This window comes from Bacteriovorax sp. PP10 (genome assembly GCF_035013165.1).
GTDB lineage: Bacteria > Bdellovibrionota > Bacteriovoracia > Bacteriovoracales > Bacteriovoracaceae > Bacteriovorax > Bacteriovorax antarcticus.
On sequence record NZ_JAYGJQ010000002.1, the window covers coordinates 850,340 to 869,522 of the forward strand.

Sequence of the window (19,183 nt, forward strand, 5' to 3'; positions counted from 1 at the left end):
TACATAAATAAATGCTGATTAATAATTAAGGATTCGTTTTATGTCGCTTAAAAATAAAATTGTTCAAAGTGAAAGAATAATCACAGATAAAATCACGATTGTGTGTTTTATGTTTGTAATGATTTTTTCTTTTGGATGTATAAATGAAATAAGAGTTACATTGCCATCAAAAAAAACAGATGGATTCAATCCAACAATCTCAAACGTAGAAGTCATTAATAACCAGGTTATCATCACTGGAAATAATCTTGATAAAGTTTCTGGTTTTGATATTAAAGAAGGGGCCACAGTTAATAATCTTGTTATTGAATCGAAAACAGTTCATAGAATTATTGCCAACACTACCGCAAGCGTAGTGTTTTCTGCAGGGAAAATACTAGACTTCGTTTTTTCAAACGCACAGGCCGCTTCAACTTTTACAGTTAACTTTTCTCTTTGCGACTCAACTTTAGGCGGCAAGGCATTTAACTGCGGACTGGTTCCAACAAGTGGACAAGTTTTAGCATGGGATGATTTTACTGGTAAGTGGCAACCAAAAACAATCTATGGTGTGAATTATGTCGGGACATGGGATCCGACAACTAATGCACTTCCAGCGAATCGCTCACTGACAGTGAGTGGAGACTACTTTATAGTTAGCGAAGCAGGAACAGTTGGAGCAGTCAATTATGCTGCCGGTGACTGGATCGTGTGGAACCATACATTACAAGTTTTCGAAAAAGTTGAGACATCAGTTTTAATAGGCTCAGGGACACCTGCACACGCCGAAGGTGATTATGATCTTACTGACCTGGGTGATGTTGTCATTACGACTCCAACGAATGGGCAGATTTTAAAATTCAATGGGACGACATGGGTTAATACCGCAGCTCCAACAATAACTGAAACAGATCCAAACGTTCAGGCCTTTGCAAAATCTGCATTACCTGCATGTACAGGAGCGCAAGTTTTAGGTGTAAGCGCCGGAGCATTTGCCTGCGTGACTCCAGCTGGTGGAGGATCGACGAATCTAACAACTCCTAATAAAGTTGTAGTGACAGATGCTAGCGGTGATATAGCAGTAGCGACAGCATCAACAACTGAAGTTAATTATTTAGTTGGTGTGACGAGTTTAATTCAAACTCAGTTAGATGCAAAAGCTGCATCTTCTTCAATCGTAGACTGGTCAGCATACGGAGTTGCTCCCACAATTGATCCTTCAAGATTAAGTCTATTAGTCGCAAACGCGAGTAAAGCAGTTGTGACAGATGCAAGCGGAATGATTGTGGCTTCCGCGACGACAGCAGCACAAATTGGATATTTATCAACGCTTACATCAGATGTGCAGACTCAGCTTACAGCGAAGCAAGCGACATTAACTGGAGCTTCAACCATTCCAGGTTCAAAAATGCGCGTCTATAATGCTGCTGGAACTTTTTATACAGAAATTACTTCTGCTACAACTTCAAATAGAAATTTCATCTTACCAGATGCCAATGGGGCCTCTGGAAATGTTTTATCTACGGATGGAGCCGGAACTCTTTCATGGGTAGCTCCATCAGCTTCGGGAATTACAAATGTAAACGGTAAAACAACTTCAACCGTAACACTTACAACTTCAGATATAGCTGAAGGTACAAATGAGTATCATACAAGTGCAAAAGTGCGCGCAGTAACATTAACAGGATTATCAACAGCAACTTCAACTGATGTCGTGGCCGGTGATACATTTCTCGTGGCCGTAGGTAAATTACAAGCTAAAGCGAGTGCCGTTATGAGTTCTGTTATTGGAACGATTACGACTTCTAATACAGTGATTGCAGCATCGGATACATTGATTGCGGCACTTGGTAAATTGCAAGGACAGGTGAATGCTCTTATTACCTCAGATGGAAACAAACTTTCAAAAACTGGCGGAGATACATTAGCTGGGCCTTTAACAGTATCCGGGATTACAGCAGATATTATCGTTCGAACGACTCCAATGCTTGGAACTTCAGTCGTTAATCAGGACTATGTTACGAGTGCAATTACAACGGCAACTGGTGCCATTACAAGTTCACAATGGACGACAAGTTCGGCCAATGTTTATTTTACGAACATTGCAGCGGGATATGTAGGAATTGGTACCAACTCGCCGGCCTCAAAACTGGAAGTTAAAAACGGATCGATCACAACAGCATACTCAGCAATCACAACCAGAGCTGTCGATTTTTCTACCGCCAATGTGATTTCAACAAATGCAGCAGCTGGAACTGTTGCTTTCACAAATATGAAAGATGGAACAAGTTATACTCTGATCATTCAAAATACCGGTAGCTATGTTCTTGATGGTTCTGCTGGTACTGTTGGTATTTCATCATGGAGATGTGCTCCTGCTTGTGCAAGTAATACGATTAGCAATTCAAGTGGACATGTACTTATTACGATGTTGAAGGCCGGTACAGTTGGATACGTAAGCTACATCAGTGACATGTAATAATATAATTGCGGAATAAAAAACAATGAATTTCTTTTTAAGCACATTATTTATTCTCTTATCATTTACTGTCCAGGCCGGAGGAATTCTTCCAATGGCAGGCTTTAGCCAACCTTCTACATTAAAAGTAAAACAAATCTCCACTGGAATGGATTTTAATTGTGCGCTTTTAGAAGATGGATCACTAAAGTGCTGGGGAAAAAATGACAACGGAGAATTAGGTCAGAAGACGGCCATCCTTGTTCCCAATGCGGACCCTGCACAGATTGTTTGGGACCATATGGGTGATGTTGCCGGTGAGATGGAAAAACTTCCTTCAATTAATTTTGGTGTGGGAAAAAAAGTCTTACAGGTTTCTGCGGGAGGCGATTCTACTTGCGCGATTATGGAAAATTCTCGAATCAAGTGTTGGGGAAATAATTCAGTTGGACAGCTCGGTTATGGAGATACAGACAATAGAGGAATGACAGACGCAGAAATGTTGGCATTACCTGATGTGGACTTAGGTGACGATTCTGGAAGACCATACACTGCACTTCAAGTTTCTCAAGGCTCAAATCATACATGCGCTATTTTAGATAATTCAAAAATAAAATGCTGGGGTTATAACAATTTTGGAATGCTTGGGATCGAAAATAATGACATTCATGGTGATGTGCCGGGAACGATGGGAAATAATTTACCATTCGTAAATTTGGGGACGGATGGTGGAGGGAGAGAATTAAAAGCAGTTCAAATCGTTGCTGGTTTTGCTCTTACATGTGCTTTACTCGATGACTCTTCAGTAAAATGTTGGGGTGCTAACTTCTCAGGACAATTAGGTGAAGGTGATACAAACTGGAAAGGGGACGGTGTTGGAGAAATGGGAAATGGCAGACCCGCCATCAATTTAGGTACTGGATTAAAAGCACGACAAATTTCAACCAATGGAGAATTTGTGTGTGCTCTTTTAAATAACGGGCAAATTAAATGCTGGGGAAATAACGGAAACTATCAAGTAAAAACTGGAAATAACACTAACCACATTGGTGATCAGGCCAATGAGATGGGCGATAATCTAGTCGCATTAAATCTTGGTACCAATGTGAAAGCAATTCAAGTAGCAGCGTCATCTGATCATGTATGTGCATTGATAGATGATGGAGGTGTGAAGTGCTGGGGTTACAACGGGTATGGGCAATTAGGAAAAGGGCATACAAATATCATCGGTAGTTCGGCAGCACAAATGGGCGATAATCTTTTGCCAATTGATTTAGGTACAAATAAAAAGGCGATTCAGATATCGGCCAGTGCATATAATTCATGCGCTCTTCTTAGTGATGGTTCACATAAGTGCTGGGGGGTAAATAATATGGGCCAACTTGGAAAAGGCAATACAAGTAGTATTGGTGTTTCTGCCGGACAGATGGGTGATAGTTTACTTCCTATCAAGATGGGAAAACGTACATCAAGACTTTTAAGAGTGGCAGGAACTAAGGCAAAAATAAGTCATGCTCACCAAGGAATTAAAACAGTCGAGAGTACTACTAATCACGCTTGTGCAATTTTAGAAAATTTAAAATTGAAATGCTGGGGACTTAGTGGATGGGGAGAGCTTGGATATAGCAATACAACGAGTAAAGGGGATGTCGCAGGGACCATGGGGAATGCCTTACTTGAAGTTGATCTTGGCACAAATGCTATTGTAAAAATGGTCGCGATTGGCCAGTCTCATACATGTGCATTGATGGGAGACTCTCAGATAAAATGTTGGGGAAGAAATACTGCCGGAGCTTTGGGCTATGGAGATAATACTCAACGTGGGCACACTACTGGTACAATGGGGGCAGCACTTACCAATATTAACCTGGGAGCAAACGTGAAGGCATTACAAGTCACTGCTGGTTATGATTCTTCATGTGCTCTCTTGGATGACTCTACAGTAAAATGCTGGGGCCTGAATTCTTATGGACAGCTTGGCCAGACAACAAGTGCTGATACCAATTCGATACCTGCTAGTGCAATTGTTCTGGGAGAAAAAGTATTATCGATTTCAAGTGGAGTCTATTCTAATTGTGCTATTTTATTTTCCGGAAACGTTAAGTGTTGGGGAAGAAATAATATGGGACAATTGGGGCAAAATAATACTTCCAATTATGGTTTTACCGGCTATGCAATGTCATCTCTTGGAAATATTAATTTGGGAACTGGAAGGACCGCTTTAAGTATTGTTATTGGAGATGAACATGCGTGTGCAATTTTGGATAACTCTTCTGTAAAATGTTGGGGGTCAAACAGTAGTGGACAACTTGGTCTTGGAACATCAGTGGCCAAGGTTGGAAATGCTGCTGGAGATATGACAGGACTTGCTACTGTCAATTTAGGTAGCAGGAAAGCAAAACAACTTGCTCTTGGCACATTACATACATGTGTATTGACAGAAATTGGAACAGTTCTTTGTTGGGGTTCGAATTCAAATGGTCAATTAGGTGTTGGAAATACAACCTCAAAAGGAACGGCCGCTGCTGACATGGGAACTAACCTGGTTGCAGTGGACTTCGGGGCCGGAAGATTTGCGACTCAAATAAGTGCCGGGTTACAGCATACATGCGCAGTTTTAGATGATTCAAGCGTAAAATGTTGGGGAAATGGTATTTATGGATCTTTAGGACAAAATGGAACAGCTGATATAGGAAAAACATCTGCTAATGAAATATCTTTGCTTATGCCAATTAATTTAGGGACTGGAAAATAAAAAAAACTAAAAAGTTTTAAACTGTACCGAATGTTTTGCTTTAGATACAATTTTTGTATCTACTCACAATGTCGGAGTTTAAAAATGTCACAATCAAATACACAAAAATTTAGAGAAGCGAGAGACTACCTGCTTAAGAATAGACTTGATTACAATAAAGTAATTAAAGAGTTCAAATGGCCAGCATTCGATGATTTCAACTGGGCACGTGATTGGTTTGATGTGTACGCAGGAGAAACAAATAAAACTGCTCTATGGATTAAAAGAGATGGCGAAAGCGATTCAAAATTAACTTATGCAGAGTTATCAGAGCGATCAAATAAACTTTCGTCTTACTTGCAAAAAATTGGCGTGCAAAAAGGTGATCGCATTATCGTACTACTTCCGAATATTGTCGCAACATGGGAGATGACTTTAGCTGCGATTAAAATTGGCGCAGTCCTGGTTCCGACTTCAGTACTGGCCACTAAAGGGGAAATCACTGACAGGATAAGCAGATGTCATGCAAAGTTCTTAGTCACTGAAGCTTCATGCATGGATAAAATTTCTGATGAATTTGTTATTACTAAAATCCTGGTCGGGCCTCCTGTGAGAGGATGGCTCAGTTACGAAGACGCTTACAGCGAAAAAAATAATTACAACATCATTACAACCAAAGCAACCGACCCACTTCTTTTATATTTTACGTCAGGAACAACTTCAAAAGCTAAACTTGTTCAACATACGCATCAAAGTTATCCAGTAGGACATTTTTCAAGTATGTACTGGATCGGAATTCAGGAGAATGATATTCACCAAAATATCAGTTCACCTGGTTGGGCCAAACATGCATGGAGCAGCTTCTTTGCACCATTCAATGCTGGGGCAACTAATTTTGTTCACGACTACGCACGCTTTGATGCCAAAACGACGATCAATTATTTAAGTGAATGCAAAGTAAATACTCTTTGTGCTCCACCGACAGTTTGGAGAATGTTAATTCTTGAAGAATTAGGAAAAGTACCAAGTGCACTTCGTGAAGCGGCCAGTGCTGGTGAGCCATTAAATCCTGAAGTTATCGAAGAAATTCAAGCAGCATGGGGAATTACAATCAGAGATGGTTACGGTCAATCGGAGACGACTGCTCAAATTGGAAATACACCAGGACAGTTTATAAAATTAGGAAGCATGGGAAGACCACTTCCTGGTTATAGCATTGCTTTACTGGATGCCGACTATAATGAAGTTAAAGATGGTGAAGTGGCCATTAGGCTTGCAGCTAATCCTATTGCACTCATGGATGGTTACATGGATGACATGGAGAAAACCAAAGAGGTCATGAGGAATGGATATTACCGCACAGGGGATGAAGCTACGATGGATAAAGATGGTTATATCTTTTTCGTTGGACGCGGAGATGATGTTTTTAAAAGTTCGGATTATAGGATAAGTCCATTTGAGTTGGAGAGTGTGCTGATCGAGCATCCATATGTGGCAGAAGCTGCAGTCGTTCCGAGCCCTGATGACCTAAGAACAAACTTGCCGAAGGCCTTTATCGCACTGGTTCCAGGCGTTGAAATGACAAAAGAAGTTGCGGAAGAAATCCTATTATATGCAAAGGAGCATCTACCCCCTTATAAAAGAATCAGAAAAGTTGAGTTTACTGTTTTACCTAAAACGATTTCAGGGAAAATCCGCCGGGTTGAATTACGTAATTTGGAAAAGGATAGGATTAAGCAAGGTCTCAGAGGGGAAAATGAGTATTTTTTGAGCGATTTTACAAGGCGTGAAATAAAGGAATAAGTATGAAGATCATTAATTTTGAAAAACTAGAAGAAGCCGTTTTTAAATTTTCAGGCGATAGAGATTGGGATCAGTTCCACTCAATTAAAAATCTGGCAATGGCCTTAAGTGTGGAGTCGTCTGAATTAGTCGAAATCTTCCAATGGATGAAAGAAGAAGATTCTAACAAAATCACTTCTGATGAAACGAAGTTCCCAAAAGTAAAAGATGAGATCGCCGATATCTTTATTTATCTCATCAGGCTTTCTTCGAAGTTAAATATCAACCTGGAAGAAGCGGTCATGGAAAAGATGAAAAAGAATATTGAAAAGTATCCGGTTGATCAGTTTAAAGGTTCTTCAAGAAAGTATAACGAATAAGTTAATTCCATTTTATTGGCAGTTGATTTGAAACTGATAGTATAAAGTCAGGAGATCTTATGAAAATAAAACTTACTTTAATTGTGGCAGGTCTTTTAATTATCGTGATCGCCATTTTGGGTGTTATTGCTCCAACTCATTTTGTGATTGAAAAATCGGTGAGTATTGAGAAACCAAGATTTGTTGTTTTTGATAAGATAAGATTTTCCAAAAGTCATGAAGCATGGAATCCATGGTTTAAAAAAGACCGTCTTGTTAAATACGATTGGAAAGGCCAGGATGGCACAGTGGGATTTATTACTCATTGGGTAGGAAATAATAAAGTTGGTGAAGGAGAGCAGGAGATCAAGAAGATTGTTGAAGGTGAAAGAATTGATTATGAAATGCGATTTGAGAAACCAATGAAAACGACGAATTTGTCATCTCTAATCACCACAGAAGAGGGTGATACAAAAACAAAACTTACGTGGGTGATGAGAGGGAAGATGAGCTTTCCTGGCAATGTCATGTATATGGTTTTTAAAATGCAACCTAAATTAGAAGATGATTTCGAAGAAGGACTCAATGTTCTTAAGGCCATCTTGGAAAAAGATGTGAACTAATTCTTTTATCATCCGAGTAATGCTTTTTCATACACTATTAAGTTTCTGGCACTTAGTATGCAGGTTAAATGAAAAGGTCCAAGGAGGATGTATGGGAAAATTACTGGATAAAATCAAAAAGAAACTACAGTCTAAAGACAAAAAAGAAATTGGCGAACGAAATGTGAAAACAACTAAAACATTTCCAAGACAAAAAGCACCACTTAAGTAATGAGACTATTTTTGGGAGTTGATGCTCAAAATTTAATTTTGAAAAAAGATCAACTCAACAAATTAAGAGTGGGATTAAAAAGCAAAGATATTGAGCACAGATTTGAACCTCATGATCAGTGGCATATCACCCTAATTAGCTTAGGCGATATAAATCAAGAGGATTATGAAGATCGCGAAGGATATATCAACAATGTGATTCAAGCACATCCACGCTTTGAGTTAAAACTTCAAAGTGTTTTGGCGTTTCCTAATTTAAAAGAAGGGCGAGTATTGTGGATTGGTGTACAAAACTCCAGAGAGCTCAGATCTCTGCAAGCGGATCTATGTCAGCAAATTCCATCGTTTTGTGAGCTGGAGTTTAAACCAATTCTCCCTATCGTTCGCTTGAGAAATCATAAGAACGTCACCAATATACTTTCGCCTTATAGATCTACTCAATTCGGAAAACTCTCTGTTGAAACAGTTGTGCTTTATGAAATGATTAGCAGTGGTGCTTTTCCTGTTTTTAGGCCGCTGAAAACTTATTATCTTTCTCCTCTCGCCGCTTAATCACTTAGTTAAAAGTTCCACAGCAACCGGCACGACAACTAATTCAAGTGAGCTACAACGACTGTGTAGAGCACATAAAAGATAATTCTTATAATTGAGCGAGTGTCGAAACACTCGTCCAATTATTTCTTATGCTCTTTGCGAACACCTTTAAATTTCCCTTCAGATTTTTGATCAATAAATCTTCCAGTCTCAGTATCCCTTTTTACATATTTATCATTTTGTGGATTGTAAACCTGACTACGATGTTTAACTTGCCCGTTTCTATGACCATCGCCTTTTGGAGGATTGGTTGCCATAAATATCTCCTGATTAAAATAAGTAACAGGAATAAAAGCAAATGACTTTTATTCCTGTTCTAAAAGTTTTTTAATGAGATCGAGATCCCGCTTTTGGTTTTTTTGCGTTCATCATCGATGAAGATGAACTAGATCTACCTGCTGCAGAGGCCTTTTTAGAAGTTGATCTTGCTGCTGCAGATCTTGCTGATGAATTGGATGCTTTTCTTTGTACCATATTTCCCTCCTGTGGAATTCCATACCGTATACAAAATAAGAAGCATAATTAATGCCAACTGGAAAATTTAACAATACTTAGCGACCACTTCTAAAAGTTTTGCAACTTCCAGAGGCTTTCTAATAAATTCTTTTGCACCCGAAGTATCGATTCGATCTGCGACTGCAGAAATAATAACGACTGGCACACTCGAGCTGTCAGGCTCATTTTTAAACACATCAAGGAATTGTCTTCCCGTCATAATAGGCATCATCATGTCTAATAAGACCATGCAAGGTTTTGGATTGTTGCGAATATACTCCAAGGCCTCTTTTCCGTTGGCCGCTTCAGCTGTCGTGTGGCCTTCCATACGAAGAATCTGAACCAGTGCTGAACGAATATCAATATCGTCTTCAACGACGAGAATACTTGCTAAATTATTATGTGCTGCTGCCATTTCATTTCCCTCAAAACTCTTATGCAACCTCTTCGGTCAAGTAACTCAATTACATTAATTTATGAGGGGAAAAGGATGTTATTTTGAGGAGATAGGATGGGGTATTTAGGCCCATACTAACCTTTTTATGGACCTCTTAAAGATTTTTTGAATATACATTCTGGTGTCGGTTGGTATTAATAGTGACTAAGAGGTGTGTATGAGAAAGTTGGTTGCAATCATTCTATTGTGTTTTTTTATTCAGACAGGAGAGTCCTGCACAATCTTTTCTTTATATCCAAACGGACAACACTGGGTCGGTCGCACTTTTGACTGGGCCTATGGCCATGGTTTGGTTTACACCAATAAAAGAAACGTTACCAAAACTAGTTTAAAACTTCTGCCTACTGATGTGACAAGCACATGGACTTCAAAATACGGAAGTGTAACATTCAACCAATTTGGTAGAGAGTTTCCAACAGGTGGAATGAATGAAGCAGGATTATTAATCGATGCTCTTGAACTTAAGTCTTCTATTTTTCCACAAGCAGATACACGACCATCGTTTAATGAACTACAGTTCATGCAATACGTATTAGATAACTATGGAAGCATTGAAGCGCTGGCAAATGATTTAAAAAGTATTCGTCTGTCTCCCGTTGGATCAAAACTTCATTACTTCGTATGCGATGTGAATCAGTGTATGACAGTAGAGTATATTGATGGAGAGGTCGTTACTCACTCTGGAAGCACGCTTCCAATCTCAGGTATTGCTAATAATACTTATGAAGAACATGTTGATTACGCCCGCGACTTCATTACTTTTGGTGGAGATAAATCCATCGTTCTTGATTCAAAAGATTCATTGGATAGATTTGTTCGCTCAAATTACAACGCTAAATTTATTAATCAATCAACTGATCCTGTTCAAACTCTTTTTGGTTTCTTAGAAGATGTGGGTTCAACAAATAACCGCTGGCAGCTGATTTATAATCAGGATGAAAAGACTATTACCTTTAGAACTCAGACTCATTTAGATAAACAAAGAAAAGTTGATCTAGTAAAAATTGATTTTTCTTGTATTACTTCTACGCAGTATTTTGACCTGGATAGTGACACTGCTGGGGACGTCAATGTGGCCTTCAGAGACTTCGATTCTGAGGTGAATCTTCAAGTTATTAAAAAGTCAGTCAAAATGCAGGGGCTTCCGGCCGCTTTAAGCGGAAGACTGGCAATATATCCTTCTGAAACTCAATGTAATTAAGCCTCCGCACTACCCAAATTCGAATGATTTGGGTATAGTGCGGCCATGAATCCAAATCAACTTAACACTGAAAACTACGACTCTCAGCTTGAGATCAAACGCTTAAAACTCAAAGAACTTTTTTCAGATTACACCAATCTTGAAATTGAAGTTTTTGCTTCAGCACCTTCTCATTACAGAATGCGCACAGAGTTTCGCGTGTGGCATGAAGGTGAGGATTTGTTTTATTACATGTTCGATAAAGGTGCAGACGAAAAAATCCGCACAGAGCAATTTCTACCGGCAAGTCTTTTGATCAATCAAATGATGACGGCCTTAATGGATGAGCTAAGACCTAATCACACTTTAAGACATAAACTTTTTCAAGTGGATTTTCTTTCAACTATGAGTGGAGAGATTTTAGTATCTCTGCTTTATCACAGACAATTAGATAACAACTGGATCACTGAAGCTAAACTTTTAAAAGAAAGGTTATCTGCAAAATTCAAAATGAATCTGGTGGGACGTGCCCGCAAACAGAAGTTCGATCTTGACCACGATTTTGTTATTGAAGAGTTGTTGGTGGCCGGAAAAAAACTCATCTACAAACAAGTTGAAAACAGTTTTACTCAACCCAATGCTGGTGTGGCCACGAAGATGCTCGAGTGGGCCATTGATGTAACAAAAAAGAGTGAAGGGGATTTGTTAGAGCTTTATTGTGGGAATGGAAATTTCTCAATTGCTCTTGCTCCTAATTTTAGAAAAGTTTTGGCAACGGAGCTTGCTGGCCCTTCGGTCGATGCAGCTCAATACAATATTGAAGTGAATGGAATTGATAATCTTCAAATCATTCGTATGTCTGCTGAAGATTTTACTGATGCTATGGCCGGGAAAAGAGAGTACTACCGTCTGAAAGGGATCGATCTAAAAAGTTACGACTGCAATACGATCTTTGTCGACCCACCTAGAGCAGGACTGGATGACAATACAGTTAAGTTAGTACAAAACTATAATCATATCCTTTATATTTCTTGTAACCCAAATACACTGATAGAAAATCTGGCAACGATTTCTACTACTCATAAGATCAAGCGCATCGCTTTGTTTGATCAATTTCCTTATACAGATCATATGGAGTGTGGAGTTTTATTGGAGAGATTCTAGGATCGCCTCAAGTCGGTCGATGTTTTGTTCGTTGGGTTCACTGACAAAAATTCTCATGTCATCACATTCTTCTTTAGAACCAAAAATCATTTTAAATGAATATTTTGTTTTTTCTTTCGATACTTCCTCGAAAGTGACGACCGCTGTAAACATCGGGCCGGAAACATGATCGACGACAATCTTTTCGGGTTTTATGATTTCAATAAAGACCATTTTATTTCTATAATCTATGCCGTCCGGGCCGTGCATGATGAAATCCCATTCACCACCAGGCCATAATTCAAAAACATTAAAAGTATTTTTAAAGCCATGAGGGCCCCACCATTCTTGCAAGTATGTTGGATTTGTCCAAGCTTCAAAAACTTGTTCTCTTGGGGCATTTAAGATTCGTGATGTGCCAAGTTCATTGTCATTCATAACGACTCCTTCTTACATCTCTATTTTATTTCAGAAGTGGTTAAAAGCAAAATACGCAACTGTAAAGGTTGGTTAAAACCATGGCCTCATATTTGCTTTTAAATTAATCAACAATAGACCTAAGGGAGGGAGTCTTAATTATGACAATAGAAAAAGGGCAAATGATTAGTATTAGGAATAATTTAAGTAGGTCAAATGAGGAAGTCAGAAAAGAAATTTACCGGGCATTAGGAGAAGAAAGTGGCATAGATGTACATGTGCATGAAGGGATCGTGCGTCTTACTGGTGTAGTAGATACAGAAGAATCTTTGGATTTCATTGAATCGACCGTACGCGAGCTTCCGGGAGTAGATGACGTAGAAAATGAGTTAACTGTAAAAATCGTACAATAACATTTTGTAAGGAGTTAATAATGAAATCTAAAAAACATCTTGAAGTCGTCCAGAAAAAAGAAGAAAAAAGAATTTTAGAACATGTTCCAAATCAAAGTAGAGCACCAGGACAAATTCAAGGATTCAGTAAACAATTAAAAAAAAATGTAGGTCAAGGTCGCGGTCAGCGAGTGAAGGCCGGATCTAATAAAGGATTTTAAAATGAAAAAAATGTTAATTATGTCAATTTCAGCAATCTTATTTCTATCGGGATGTGCGAGCAGTGAGCATAAAAATGCTTACCGTGGAACAGCTATAGGTGCTGTTGCTGGAGGAGCTGTCGGTGCTCTTATTGGTAAAGAAAAAGGCGCCATCATTGGTGCAGGTGTCGGTGGTATCGCCGGAGCTTATGCTGGTGGTCGCATGGATAAACAAGCAAAAGAGCTCAAGGCCATTGCAGAAACAAAAAGGACTGAACAAGGTCTGGTGACAAAATTAAAAAGCGATATTCTATTTGATACGGGGAAAGCGAATTTAAAACCGCAGGCGAAAACCAATCTGAATCAAATGGCCGAGATTATGAAAAAATATCCAGAGAACGTTCTGGCCATCAATGGATACACTGACAATACTGGTAGCAATAGTGTGAATGAAGCACTTTCACAAAGACGTGCTCAAGCTGTCAAGGATCAATTGGTAGCTGCTGGAATGCCAAGCTCTGTTATCAGTACTTATGGTAAAGGGCCTAACAATCCTATTGCTGATAATTCTTCTGTCGAGGGAAGAAAACAAAACCGTCGTGTTGAAATCGAAGTGACTATTGATGAATCAAAGCTTCCTAAAGAAAAATAAAACAAATACTCCACCAGATTAAAAGTCTGGTGGAGATTAAAATCTACTTTACAGCTGCAACGACAGAAAACCCGCCGATCACTGCGCGTTTGGGATCAATAAATTTCGGTGTCATATCAATCTTATCCATAGCGGGATCTTTTTCCATCAGTTTAAAAACTTTATCTCTATGAGACTTAGATTTAAATTCAGCAAATGCCATAATAATCACTTCGCCTTTACCGATCTTTACAGCTTTTGGAAAAGAATACTTCTGTGCATTCTCATCATCGCTTACATAATCAGAGCTTGATAAAGCACCATGTTTAATTAAGAGTTTTCCAATATACTTTGTGAGCTTTTTATACTCTGCCAGATTTTTTTTAGGAATTGGTTGCATACAGATGTCGATATACTTACTTGTTGCCATGGGAACTCCTTGTTAATTATTTGTTATTCTTTTCACCGAAAATAAATTTATCTAAAGAAAATTTTCCAGGACCCACTGCCATTAAAACCAAAGCGATTGCAAAATATCCCAGAGCGGGCTCGTATGATGTTCCACCAGATGTTGTTACAAATGGATCATTGAAAACGAATAGATGCACAGACGTTGCCACAAGCATATTAATACTTATACCAAATGAGGCCAGTGGAGTAAGAAGCCCTAGTATCCATGCAATCCCTCCTGCAAATTCGGCCACAGCTGCAAGAAACTGGAAAAGAGCGGGAATGTGAATAGGAGCATTGGCTGGTAACCATCCTAACGGTGATTGGATTTTTCCCATGCCATGAATGATAAACGCAATTCCGGCAATGAGGCGTAAAACAAAAAGTGCAGTAGAAGCAAAATTTGTTTGCACCGATGGTTGAAAGTATTTCTTAATCATTTCTAAACTCCTTTTTATGTTATTCTATTCTCGTTTAATAGTGAAAATAAGGAAAGTGCTATGAAGAAGGTTTTTCTAGTTATTTTATTTGTTATGTTAAGTGCCTGCTCAAGAGCGCCTCTCAAAAATCGTGAAGACTTAATGAGACCAGCATCAGATGCTCCGGCCTTAATTGATAACCTTTCAAAAGAAAGTTTTTTTATCGCACTAAGAAATCATATTGATGTCATGAAAAAATCCAATCAGGTGAAAGACCCGATGGTTTTTGGTAAAAAACAAATCCCAAAAGCAGACTATATTGTCTCGTTAGAAAAAATCTTTGAACATGAATCAGACTGGCTGGATTATATTACTTTAAATTTTGAGGCCTACGAAGTTTATGGCCGCGATGACTGGGCCGATGTCATGGTCACTGGCTATTATGAACCGAAGGTACCGGGTTCAAAAACTAAAACTAAAGATTTTTTTCAACCTGCTTATGCAACACCTTCTGATATGTTGGTTGTCGATTTAAAAAAGTTTGCCAGCAAGTTTCCTAAAGGAGAAAAGCTGGGGACACTCACTGCAAGACTGGAGAATAAAAGAGTCGTGCCTTACTACGATCGCAAAGATATTGATGAAAACAATAAACTTGCCAACCAAAATCTAGAGCTGGCATGGCTGGATCCCATAGATGCTTTTTTTATTCAAATCCAGGGAACTGGTGTCGTTGAATTTGAAGATGGTGAAAAACTTCGCATTGGTTATGATGGACAGAATGGGCATGCTTATTTTCCGATTGGAAAATTTCTTACAGATCATATTCCTATGGAAGAGATGAGTATGCAGAGAATCAGATCGCATTTAAAAACTCTGCCATTTAAAGAACAACAAACTATTTTAAATAAAAATCCCAGCTATGTTTTTTTTAAGAAGTTAGATGGCAAAGCTCTCACTTATGCAGGAATGGAAGTAGAGGATGGAAGAACTATTGCGACTGACCTGCAGTTGTTTCCAAAAGGTGCTTTGGCATTTTTAGATATAGAAGAACCAGTATTTGATTCTGAGGCTGCGATAGTGGCCACAACGTGGGAGAGAAAACCAAGACTAGTTTTTGATCAGGACACAGGTGGAGCGATTAAAGGAAGTGGGAGAGTGGATTTATTTTACGGTGAAGGAGATCCTGCTGCACAAAAAGCGGGCGTGATGAAGCAGAAAGGAAAACTATTTTATTTGGTTCCACGCTAGCTAAACATTAAAATTTTTATGCAAAAACAGGCGACGGCCGTAAGAGAAATTTTAAAAATAAAAACAAATAGATCTTCCATACCCATTAAGTCATCCTCTCTGAAGGCCTATGTATCGTACAGAGTGGAAAAATAGTTGAGAGAATAATAAAAAAACTGAATGAATTGAGATTGGCGGTCTAAGTTAGACCGCTTTAATCGTTTTTTAAGCTGAAAAGATTGAAAGGGAGTTGCCTAAAATCCAGACGCATTTTTTTTGTATTCAGCACTTTCGCGGGCGATTGGAATGGCCTTCCATATTCTGTTTGAAATTTCCGGATGATGTGAGTAGAATTTTTTTGTAAAAAGCAGGTATTGATCGGCCACTTTGAATGGAGGCTTAAGCTCTACGATATTACTTTTTAATTTAGGATTATCATTAAGTGTTTTGATCGTCGCGTACTTTTGTAAAACGGCCACTGTAACGATGCTGGCATCAAGGGCCTGAATTAAGTCCTGTGCAGTAGAAAATGAAGAGTGAGTCGCATAACCTTGATCTTCTAAATCAGTTCCAACGCTGTAGCCGAGTTGAACACCAATAAGATTCTGGCCAAGATTTAAAAATCGTCCGTTCTTAAAACGTACCGGACTTCCTTTTGTAATAAATACCATGAAACTATCTGTATGCAGTCTTAGAGAACGATCAAGTTCTCCAGTTTTTAGAGTAGGATAAACTCCCCAGTTCGTTCTTTCTTTTGTAAAGCTTGCAGCGATTAATCCATCAAGCTTTCCATTTTGAGCATCGATCTGACAGCGCTTCCATGGCAAGCGGATGTAATTGAATTTAATTTTTGCAAGCTTTTCGACTTGCTGAAGTTCTTGAAGTACCAAACCTTTACGATCGCCAGTGATCCATGGATGTACAGTGACATCTTCGTAACACAATTTTATTTCTGGAAGAGCTTCTCCGGATGCGTTGGTATTACTTAAGAAAAGTAGAATAAATAAAAAACCGACAAACTTCATATTGTCCCTAGTGTCACTATTAAAAGTGTTAGATCATAACAAGTAATCCGTTGCGAATACAACTTAATATAACATTGAGAATCACTTGAATAAACGCCTTTCTTGTAAAGAGTCATACAATTTCAGATTAATTAGCAATTTGCGCTACATGTTGCAGCCTGGGATTTGAATATAATAATTTAGTTAAATGTTCCTTGGCACCTTTTATGCTTCTTATTTCTTAGGCGTATTAGAAGTGTGAAGGAGTATATATGACTAAAACAAATAAATTTGCCGACTGTGACGATAACTCTTGTTACACGGATGGGTTTCCCGTTAACGATAACCCTGAAAAAAAAGACAACATTCATTCCAAAGATCCCTCACGCCCTTTTGATTCCGGACGAACACCAGATGAAAGAGAGCGTAAAAAAAATTCTAATTATTCAGGCACAACAATGGATTATCCGGATAAATATAAAAAATAATTAGGAGTCGTTATGGGACAAAGTTTTTTTAATGCTCACTTGAAAAAACATGCAATGCCATTTGGGTCTATAGATGACTTTGGGCCATTGATTGAAACTTATAAAGATAAAAAGATTGTCATGATAGGCGAGAGCTCTCACGGGACTCATGAATTCTATGAATGGCGTGCACGTATTTCAAAAGAGCTGATTGAAAAGCATGGGTTTAATTTTATTGCAGTTGAGGGAGACTGGCCCGCATGTCATCAGGTTCATCAGCGTATTCAGAATCGTTCAAAAGAAAATCCCCTGCGCACTTTAAGTCACTTTTCCAGATGGCCAACCTGGATGTGGGGGAATCTTGAGATGGCAGATGTCATCAAATGGTTGAGCGAATGGAATGATCAAGGTCATAGTGTCGGGTTTCATGGATTGGATGTTTATTCTCTCTATGAATCTATCGAGCAGGTTAAAAAATCAGTGGAAAATAAAAAACCACAAATACTCGAAGTAGTTAAGGAATTTTACTCATGTTTTGATCCTTACCTGCATAATGAAAAGGCGTATGCTCGCTCTCTTTTTCAATATCCGGAAGGTTGTGCAGAAGAAGTCTCTTCTGCTCTAGAAGAAATTTTAAAAAGTAATATTCAAAATGATGAAGCCTTTTTCGATGCCGTTCAAAATGCCAAGATCATCAGGAATGCAGAAAAATATTATCGCACTATGATTACAGGTGAAGACTCATGGAATGTTCGCGATCATCATATGATGGAAACACTGGAGCGATTGATGGAGTTTTACGGCAGCGAGGCCCGCGCTATTGTATGGGCACACAACACTCACATCGGAGACTACCGTGCGACTGATATGCTTTTAGCTAATCAAATTAATATTGGAGGACTTGCAAGAGAGCGCTTTGGTGAAAAGAATGTCGCTCTGATTGGATTTTCAACATATGCAGGAAGTGTTATTGCTGGAGCTGCATGGGATGGGAAAATGGAAATCATGAAAGTGCCAGAAGGAGCACCTGGAAGTCTGGAGTATTATTTACATAGTGCTACTAATTTTATCGGAGCCAAACAATTTTATATTGAAATGAAGAAAGTTAAAGATGTTGAGATCTTCAATGATTTTATCGGCCATCGTGCCATCGGTGTCGTTTATCATCCTACCTATGAATCACGGGGTAATTATGTACCAACGATTGCGGCAAAAAGATACGATGCCCTTATTTTCATAGATAAAACGAGTGCACTATCTCCGCTTGAAATTTATTTTGACAGAGATAAAATTCCCGAAACATATCCATTCGGTGCGCATATGTAAGGATCTTCATAGCCGTTATAAATATTTTGGTATTGCATTTGCAAACGTGTTTTTTAACAACAATGTTATGGAGGATTTTTACATGCCAGAAAAAAGAACAATAAAAAAAGCACAATCGGCAAAACGTCAGGGGAAATCTGCTTCAACTCAAGCAGGACCTTTCGTTCATGAAGCAATTGAACATATTAGAAAGGGGAAGCATGGAGCAAAAAATACAAAGCAGGCGATTGCTATCGGATTATCTGAGGCCAGAAGATCAGGTGTGGCCATTCCAGATAAAAGTAAATTATCATCACCGACAAAAAAAGCAGTTACAAGAAAAGCACCACTTGCTAAGAAAACAGCAACAAGAAAAGCTACACCAGCTTCTTCAACATCACATATCGCTGCAAGAAAAGTTTCACCAGTTAAATCAAAGGCCGCAACAAAAAGGCTTCAAGGTGAACTTACAAGCACAGTGTCTCATGCAGCTCTTTCTCGACATGCTAAAAAAGCGGTCCATGCGCGCACTAAAGCAGACCTTCATGCGTCTGCTTTAAAAGGTGCCCGTACTCGTGCTAAACACCACAGATAATTAAATTTTTATTAGAAAGCTGCATGCAAAGATTTTTCTTCTTGCATGCAGCTTATTCAAAG

At 38.7% G+C, this 19,183-nt stretch carries 22 protein-coding genes; 15 read left to right on the top strand and 7 right to left on the bottom strand.

Annotated features, from left to right (window positions below):
* Positions 1-40 precede the first annotated feature (40 nt).
* From SHI21_RS14075 to thpR, 6 genes are all read left to right on the top strand, one after another.
* On the top strand, positions 41-2,458 hold the full coding sequence (locus SHI21_RS14075; protein ID WP_323577321.1) for a hypothetical protein: 2,418 nt from the start codon (positions 41-43) through the stop codon (positions 2,456-2,458).
* Between the two features lie 25 nt (positions 2,459-2,483).
* Positions 2,484-5,192, top strand: coding sequence for an RCC1 domain-containing protein (locus SHI21_RS14080; protein ID WP_323577322.1), 2,709 nt, complete (start codon positions 2,484-2,486; stop codon positions 5,190-5,192).
* Positions 5,193-5,276: 84 nt separating this feature from the next.
* Positions 5,277-6,974 carry an AMP-binding protein gene (locus tag SHI21_RS14085; protein ID WP_323577324.1) on the top strand — a complete coding sequence of 566 codons (1,698 nt, stop codon included), beginning with the start codon at positions 5,277-5,279 and terminating at the stop codon, positions 6,972-6,974.
* Between the two features lie 2 nt (positions 6,975-6,976).
* The gene (locus tag SHI21_RS14090) at positions 6,977-7,333 is read left to right on the top strand and encodes a nucleotide pyrophosphohydrolase (RefSeq protein ID WP_323577326.1); all 357 of its coding nucleotides are present in this window, start codon (positions 6,977-6,979) and stop codon (positions 7,331-7,333) included.
* Between the two features lie 59 nt (positions 7,334-7,392).
* On the top strand, positions 7,393-7,935 hold the full coding sequence (locus SHI21_RS14095; RefSeq protein WP_323577327.1) for an SRPBCC family protein: 543 nt from the start codon (positions 7,393-7,395) through the stop codon (positions 7,933-7,935).
* Between the two features lie 210 nt (positions 7,936-8,145).
* The gene (gene thpR / locus SHI21_RS14100; RefSeq protein ID WP_323577328.1) at positions 8,146-8,697 is read left to right on the top strand and encodes an RNA 2',3'-cyclic phosphodiesterase; all 552 of its coding nucleotides are present in this window, start codon (positions 8,146-8,148) and stop codon (positions 8,695-8,697) included.
* A 122-nt stretch (positions 8,698-8,819) separates the two neighbouring features.
* On the opposite strand, the gene SHI21_RS14105 is transcribed toward thpR, so the two are convergent.
* From SHI21_RS14105 to SHI21_RS14115, 3 genes are all read right to left on the bottom strand, one after another.
* Positions 8,820-8,996, bottom strand: coding sequence for a hypothetical protein (locus tag SHI21_RS14105; RefSeq protein ID WP_323577331.1), 177 nt, complete (start codon positions 8,994-8,996; stop codon positions 8,820-8,822).
* 70 nt (positions 8,997-9,066) lie between these two features.
* Positions 9,067-9,213, bottom strand: a complete 147-nt coding sequence (locus tag SHI21_RS14110) for a hypothetical protein (protein ID WP_323577332.1) — start codon at positions 9,211-9,213, stop codon at positions 9,067-9,069.
* Between the two features lie 67 nt (positions 9,214-9,280).
* Positions 9,281-9,649: a response regulator gene (locus SHI21_RS14115; RefSeq protein ID WP_323577333.1), complete on the bottom strand. Its 369-nt coding sequence runs from the start codon at positions 9,647-9,649 to the stop codon at positions 9,281-9,283.
* A 199-nt stretch (positions 9,650-9,848) separates the two neighbouring features.
* Between SHI21_RS14115 and SHI21_RS14120 the strand changes: the two genes are divergently transcribed.
* Together SHI21_RS14120 and trmA are read left to right on the top strand one after the other, a co-directional pair.
* Positions 9,849-10,892 carry a linear amide C-N hydrolase gene (locus SHI21_RS14120; RefSeq protein WP_323577335.1) on the top strand — a complete coding sequence of 348 codons (1,044 nt, stop codon included), beginning with the start codon at positions 9,849-9,851 and terminating at the stop codon, positions 10,890-10,892.
* 45 nt (positions 10,893-10,937) lie between these two features.
* Entirely contained in the window at positions 10,938-12,035 is a 1,098-nt protein-coding gene (trmA, locus tag SHI21_RS14125) for a tRNA (uridine(54)-C5)-methyltransferase TrmA (protein WP_323577337.1), read from the top strand.
* Here the strand turns inward: trmA and SHI21_RS14130 are convergent.
* Positions 12,018-12,452 carry an SRPBCC family protein gene (locus SHI21_RS14130; RefSeq protein WP_323577338.1) on the bottom strand — a complete coding sequence of 145 codons (435 nt, stop codon included), beginning with the start codon at positions 12,450-12,452 and terminating at the stop codon, positions 12,018-12,020. The genes trmA and SHI21_RS14130 overlap by 18 nt on opposite strands.
* Before the next feature lie 140 nt (positions 12,453-12,592).
* Between SHI21_RS14130 and SHI21_RS14135 the strand changes: the two genes are divergently transcribed.
* The 3 genes from SHI21_RS14135 to SHI21_RS14145 are packed head-to-tail and all read left to right on the top strand — an operon-like array spanning position 12,593 to position 13,675.
* The gene (locus SHI21_RS14135; protein WP_323577339.1) at positions 12,593-12,844 is read left to right on the top strand and encodes a BON domain-containing protein; all 252 of its coding nucleotides are present in this window, start codon (positions 12,593-12,595) and stop codon (positions 12,842-12,844) included.
* Between the two features lie 20 nt (positions 12,845-12,864).
* Positions 12,865-13,044 (top strand): hypothetical protein, encoded by a 180-nt coding sequence (locus SHI21_RS14140; RefSeq protein ID WP_323577340.1) that lies wholly within the window; start codon positions 12,865-12,867, stop codon positions 13,042-13,044.
* 1 nt (position 13,045) lies between these two features.
* The gene (locus SHI21_RS14145; RefSeq protein ID WP_323577342.1) at positions 13,046-13,675 is read left to right on the top strand and encodes an OmpA family protein; all 630 of its coding nucleotides are present in this window, start codon (positions 13,046-13,048) and stop codon (positions 13,673-13,675) included.
* 43 nt (positions 13,676-13,718) lie between these two features.
* On the opposite strand, the gene SHI21_RS14150 is transcribed toward SHI21_RS14145, so the two are convergent.
* Both SHI21_RS14150 and SHI21_RS14155 read right to left on the bottom strand, forming a co-directional pair.
* Positions 13,719-14,084 (bottom strand): DUF1428 domain-containing protein, encoded by a 366-nt coding sequence (locus tag SHI21_RS14150; protein WP_323577343.1) that lies wholly within the window; start codon positions 14,082-14,084, stop codon positions 13,719-13,721.
* 16 nt (positions 14,085-14,100) lie between these two features.
* A complete protein-coding gene (locus SHI21_RS14155) occupies positions 14,101-14,544 on the bottom strand; it encodes a DoxX family protein (RefSeq protein WP_323577345.1) in 444 nt (147 codons plus the stop codon).
* 60 nt (positions 14,545-14,604) lie between these two features.
* Between SHI21_RS14155 and mltA the strand changes: the two genes are divergently transcribed.
* Positions 14,605-15,771, top strand: a complete 1,167-nt coding sequence (gene mltA, locus SHI21_RS14160) for a murein transglycosylase A (RefSeq protein WP_323577347.1) — start codon at positions 14,605-14,607, stop codon at positions 15,769-15,771.
* Between the two features lie 233 nt (positions 15,772-16,004).
* Here the strand turns inward: mltA and SHI21_RS14165 are convergent, their stop codons facing one another.
* The gene (locus tag SHI21_RS14165) at positions 16,005-16,775 is read right to left on the bottom strand and encodes a transporter substrate-binding domain-containing protein (RefSeq protein ID WP_323577348.1); all 771 of its coding nucleotides are present in this window, start codon (positions 16,773-16,775) and stop codon (positions 16,005-16,007) included.
* Positions 16,776-17,026: 251 nt separating this feature from the next.
* On the opposite strand from SHI21_RS14165, the gene SHI21_RS14170 reads away from it, so the two are divergent.
* The 3 genes from SHI21_RS14170 to SHI21_RS14180 all read left to right on the top strand — a co-directional run bounded on the left by SHI21_RS14170 (position 17,027) and on the right by SHI21_RS14180 (position 19,121).
* A complete protein-coding gene (locus SHI21_RS14170) occupies positions 17,027-17,242 on the top strand; it encodes a hypothetical protein (protein WP_323577349.1) in 216 nt (71 codons plus the stop codon).
* A gap of 12 nt (positions 17,243-17,254) precedes the next feature.
* Complete coding sequence (locus SHI21_RS14175; RefSeq protein ID WP_323577351.1) at positions 17,255-18,547, top strand: erythromycin esterase family protein; 1,293 nt, start codon at positions 17,255-17,257, stop codon at positions 18,545-18,547.
* 82 nt (positions 18,548-18,629) lie between these two features.
* Positions 18,630-19,121: a DUF6496 domain-containing protein gene (locus SHI21_RS14180; RefSeq protein ID WP_323577353.1), complete on the top strand. Its 492-nt coding sequence runs from the start codon at positions 18,630-18,632 to the stop codon at positions 19,119-19,121.
* Positions 19,122-19,183 lie beyond the last annotated feature (62 nt).

Excerpts from the sequence above, each read along its gene's own strand:
- SHI21_RS14075 (WP_323577321.1), top strand. The coding sequence starts at position 41 with ATGTCGCTTAAAAATAAAATTGTTCAAAGTGAAAGAATAATCACAGAT.
- SHI21_RS14080 (WP_323577322.1), top strand. The coding sequence starts at position 2,484 with ATGAATTTCTTTTTAAGCACATTATTTATTCTCTTATCATTTACTGTC.
- SHI21_RS14085 (WP_323577324.1), top strand. The coding sequence starts at position 5,277 with ATGTCACAATCAAATACACAAAAATTTAGAGAAGCGAGAGACTACCTG.
- SHI21_RS14090 (WP_323577326.1), top strand. The coding sequence starts at position 6,977 with ATGAAGATCATTAATTTTGAAAAACTAGAAGAAGCCGTTTTTAAATTT.
- SHI21_RS14095 (WP_323577327.1), top strand. The coding sequence starts at position 7,393 with ATGAAAATAAAACTTACTTTAATTGTGGCAGGTCTTTTAATTATCGTG.
- thpR (WP_323577328.1), top strand. The coding sequence starts at position 8,146 with ATGAGACTATTTTTGGGAGTTGATGCTCAAAATTTAATTTTGAAAAAA.
- SHI21_RS14105 (WP_323577331.1), bottom strand. The coding sequence starts at position 8,996 with ATGGCAACCAATCCTCCAAAAGGCGATGGTCATAGAAACGGGCAAGTT.
- SHI21_RS14110 (WP_323577332.1), bottom strand. The coding sequence starts at position 9,213 with ATGGTACAAAGAAAAGCATCCAATTCATCAGCAAGATCTGCAGCAGCA.
- SHI21_RS14115 (WP_323577333.1), bottom strand. The coding sequence starts at position 9,649 with ATGGCAGCAGCACATAATAATTTAGCAAGTATTCTCGTCGTTGAAGAC.
- SHI21_RS14120 (WP_323577335.1), top strand. The coding sequence starts at position 9,849 with ATGAGAAAGTTGGTTGCAATCATTCTATTGTGTTTTTTTATTCAGACA.
- trmA (WP_323577337.1), top strand. The coding sequence starts at position 10,938 with ATGAATCCAAATCAACTTAACACTGAAAACTACGACTCTCAGCTTGAG.
- SHI21_RS14130 (WP_323577338.1), bottom strand. The coding sequence starts at position 12,452 with ATGAATGACAATGAACTTGGCACATCACGAATCTTAAATGCCCCAAGA.
- SHI21_RS14135 (WP_323577339.1), top strand. The coding sequence starts at position 12,593 with ATGACAATAGAAAAAGGGCAAATGATTAGTATTAGGAATAATTTAAGT.
- SHI21_RS14140 (WP_323577340.1), top strand. The coding sequence starts at position 12,865 with ATGAAATCTAAAAAACATCTTGAAGTCGTCCAGAAAAAAGAAGAAAAA.
- SHI21_RS14145 (WP_323577342.1), top strand. The coding sequence starts at position 13,046 with ATGAAAAAAATGTTAATTATGTCAATTTCAGCAATCTTATTTCTATCG.
- SHI21_RS14150 (WP_323577343.1), bottom strand. The coding sequence starts at position 14,084 with ATGGCAACAAGTAAGTATATCGACATCTGTATGCAACCAATTCCTAAA.
- SHI21_RS14155 (WP_323577345.1), bottom strand. The coding sequence starts at position 14,544 with ATGATTAAGAAATACTTTCAACCATCGGTGCAAACAAATTTTGCTTCT.
- mltA (WP_323577347.1), top strand. The coding sequence starts at position 14,605 with ATGAAGAAGGTTTTTCTAGTTATTTTATTTGTTATGTTAAGTGCCTGC.
- SHI21_RS14165 (WP_323577348.1), bottom strand. The coding sequence starts at position 16,775 with ATGAAGTTTGTCGGTTTTTTATTTATTCTACTTTTCTTAAGTAATACC.
- SHI21_RS14170 (WP_323577349.1), top strand. The coding sequence starts at position 17,027 with ATGACTAAAACAAATAAATTTGCCGACTGTGACGATAACTCTTGTTAC.
- SHI21_RS14175 (WP_323577351.1), top strand. The coding sequence starts at position 17,255 with ATGGGACAAAGTTTTTTTAATGCTCACTTGAAAAAACATGCAATGCCA.
- SHI21_RS14180 (WP_323577353.1), top strand. The coding sequence starts at position 18,630 with ATGCCAGAAAAAAGAACAATAAAAAAAGCACAATCGGCAAAACGTCAG.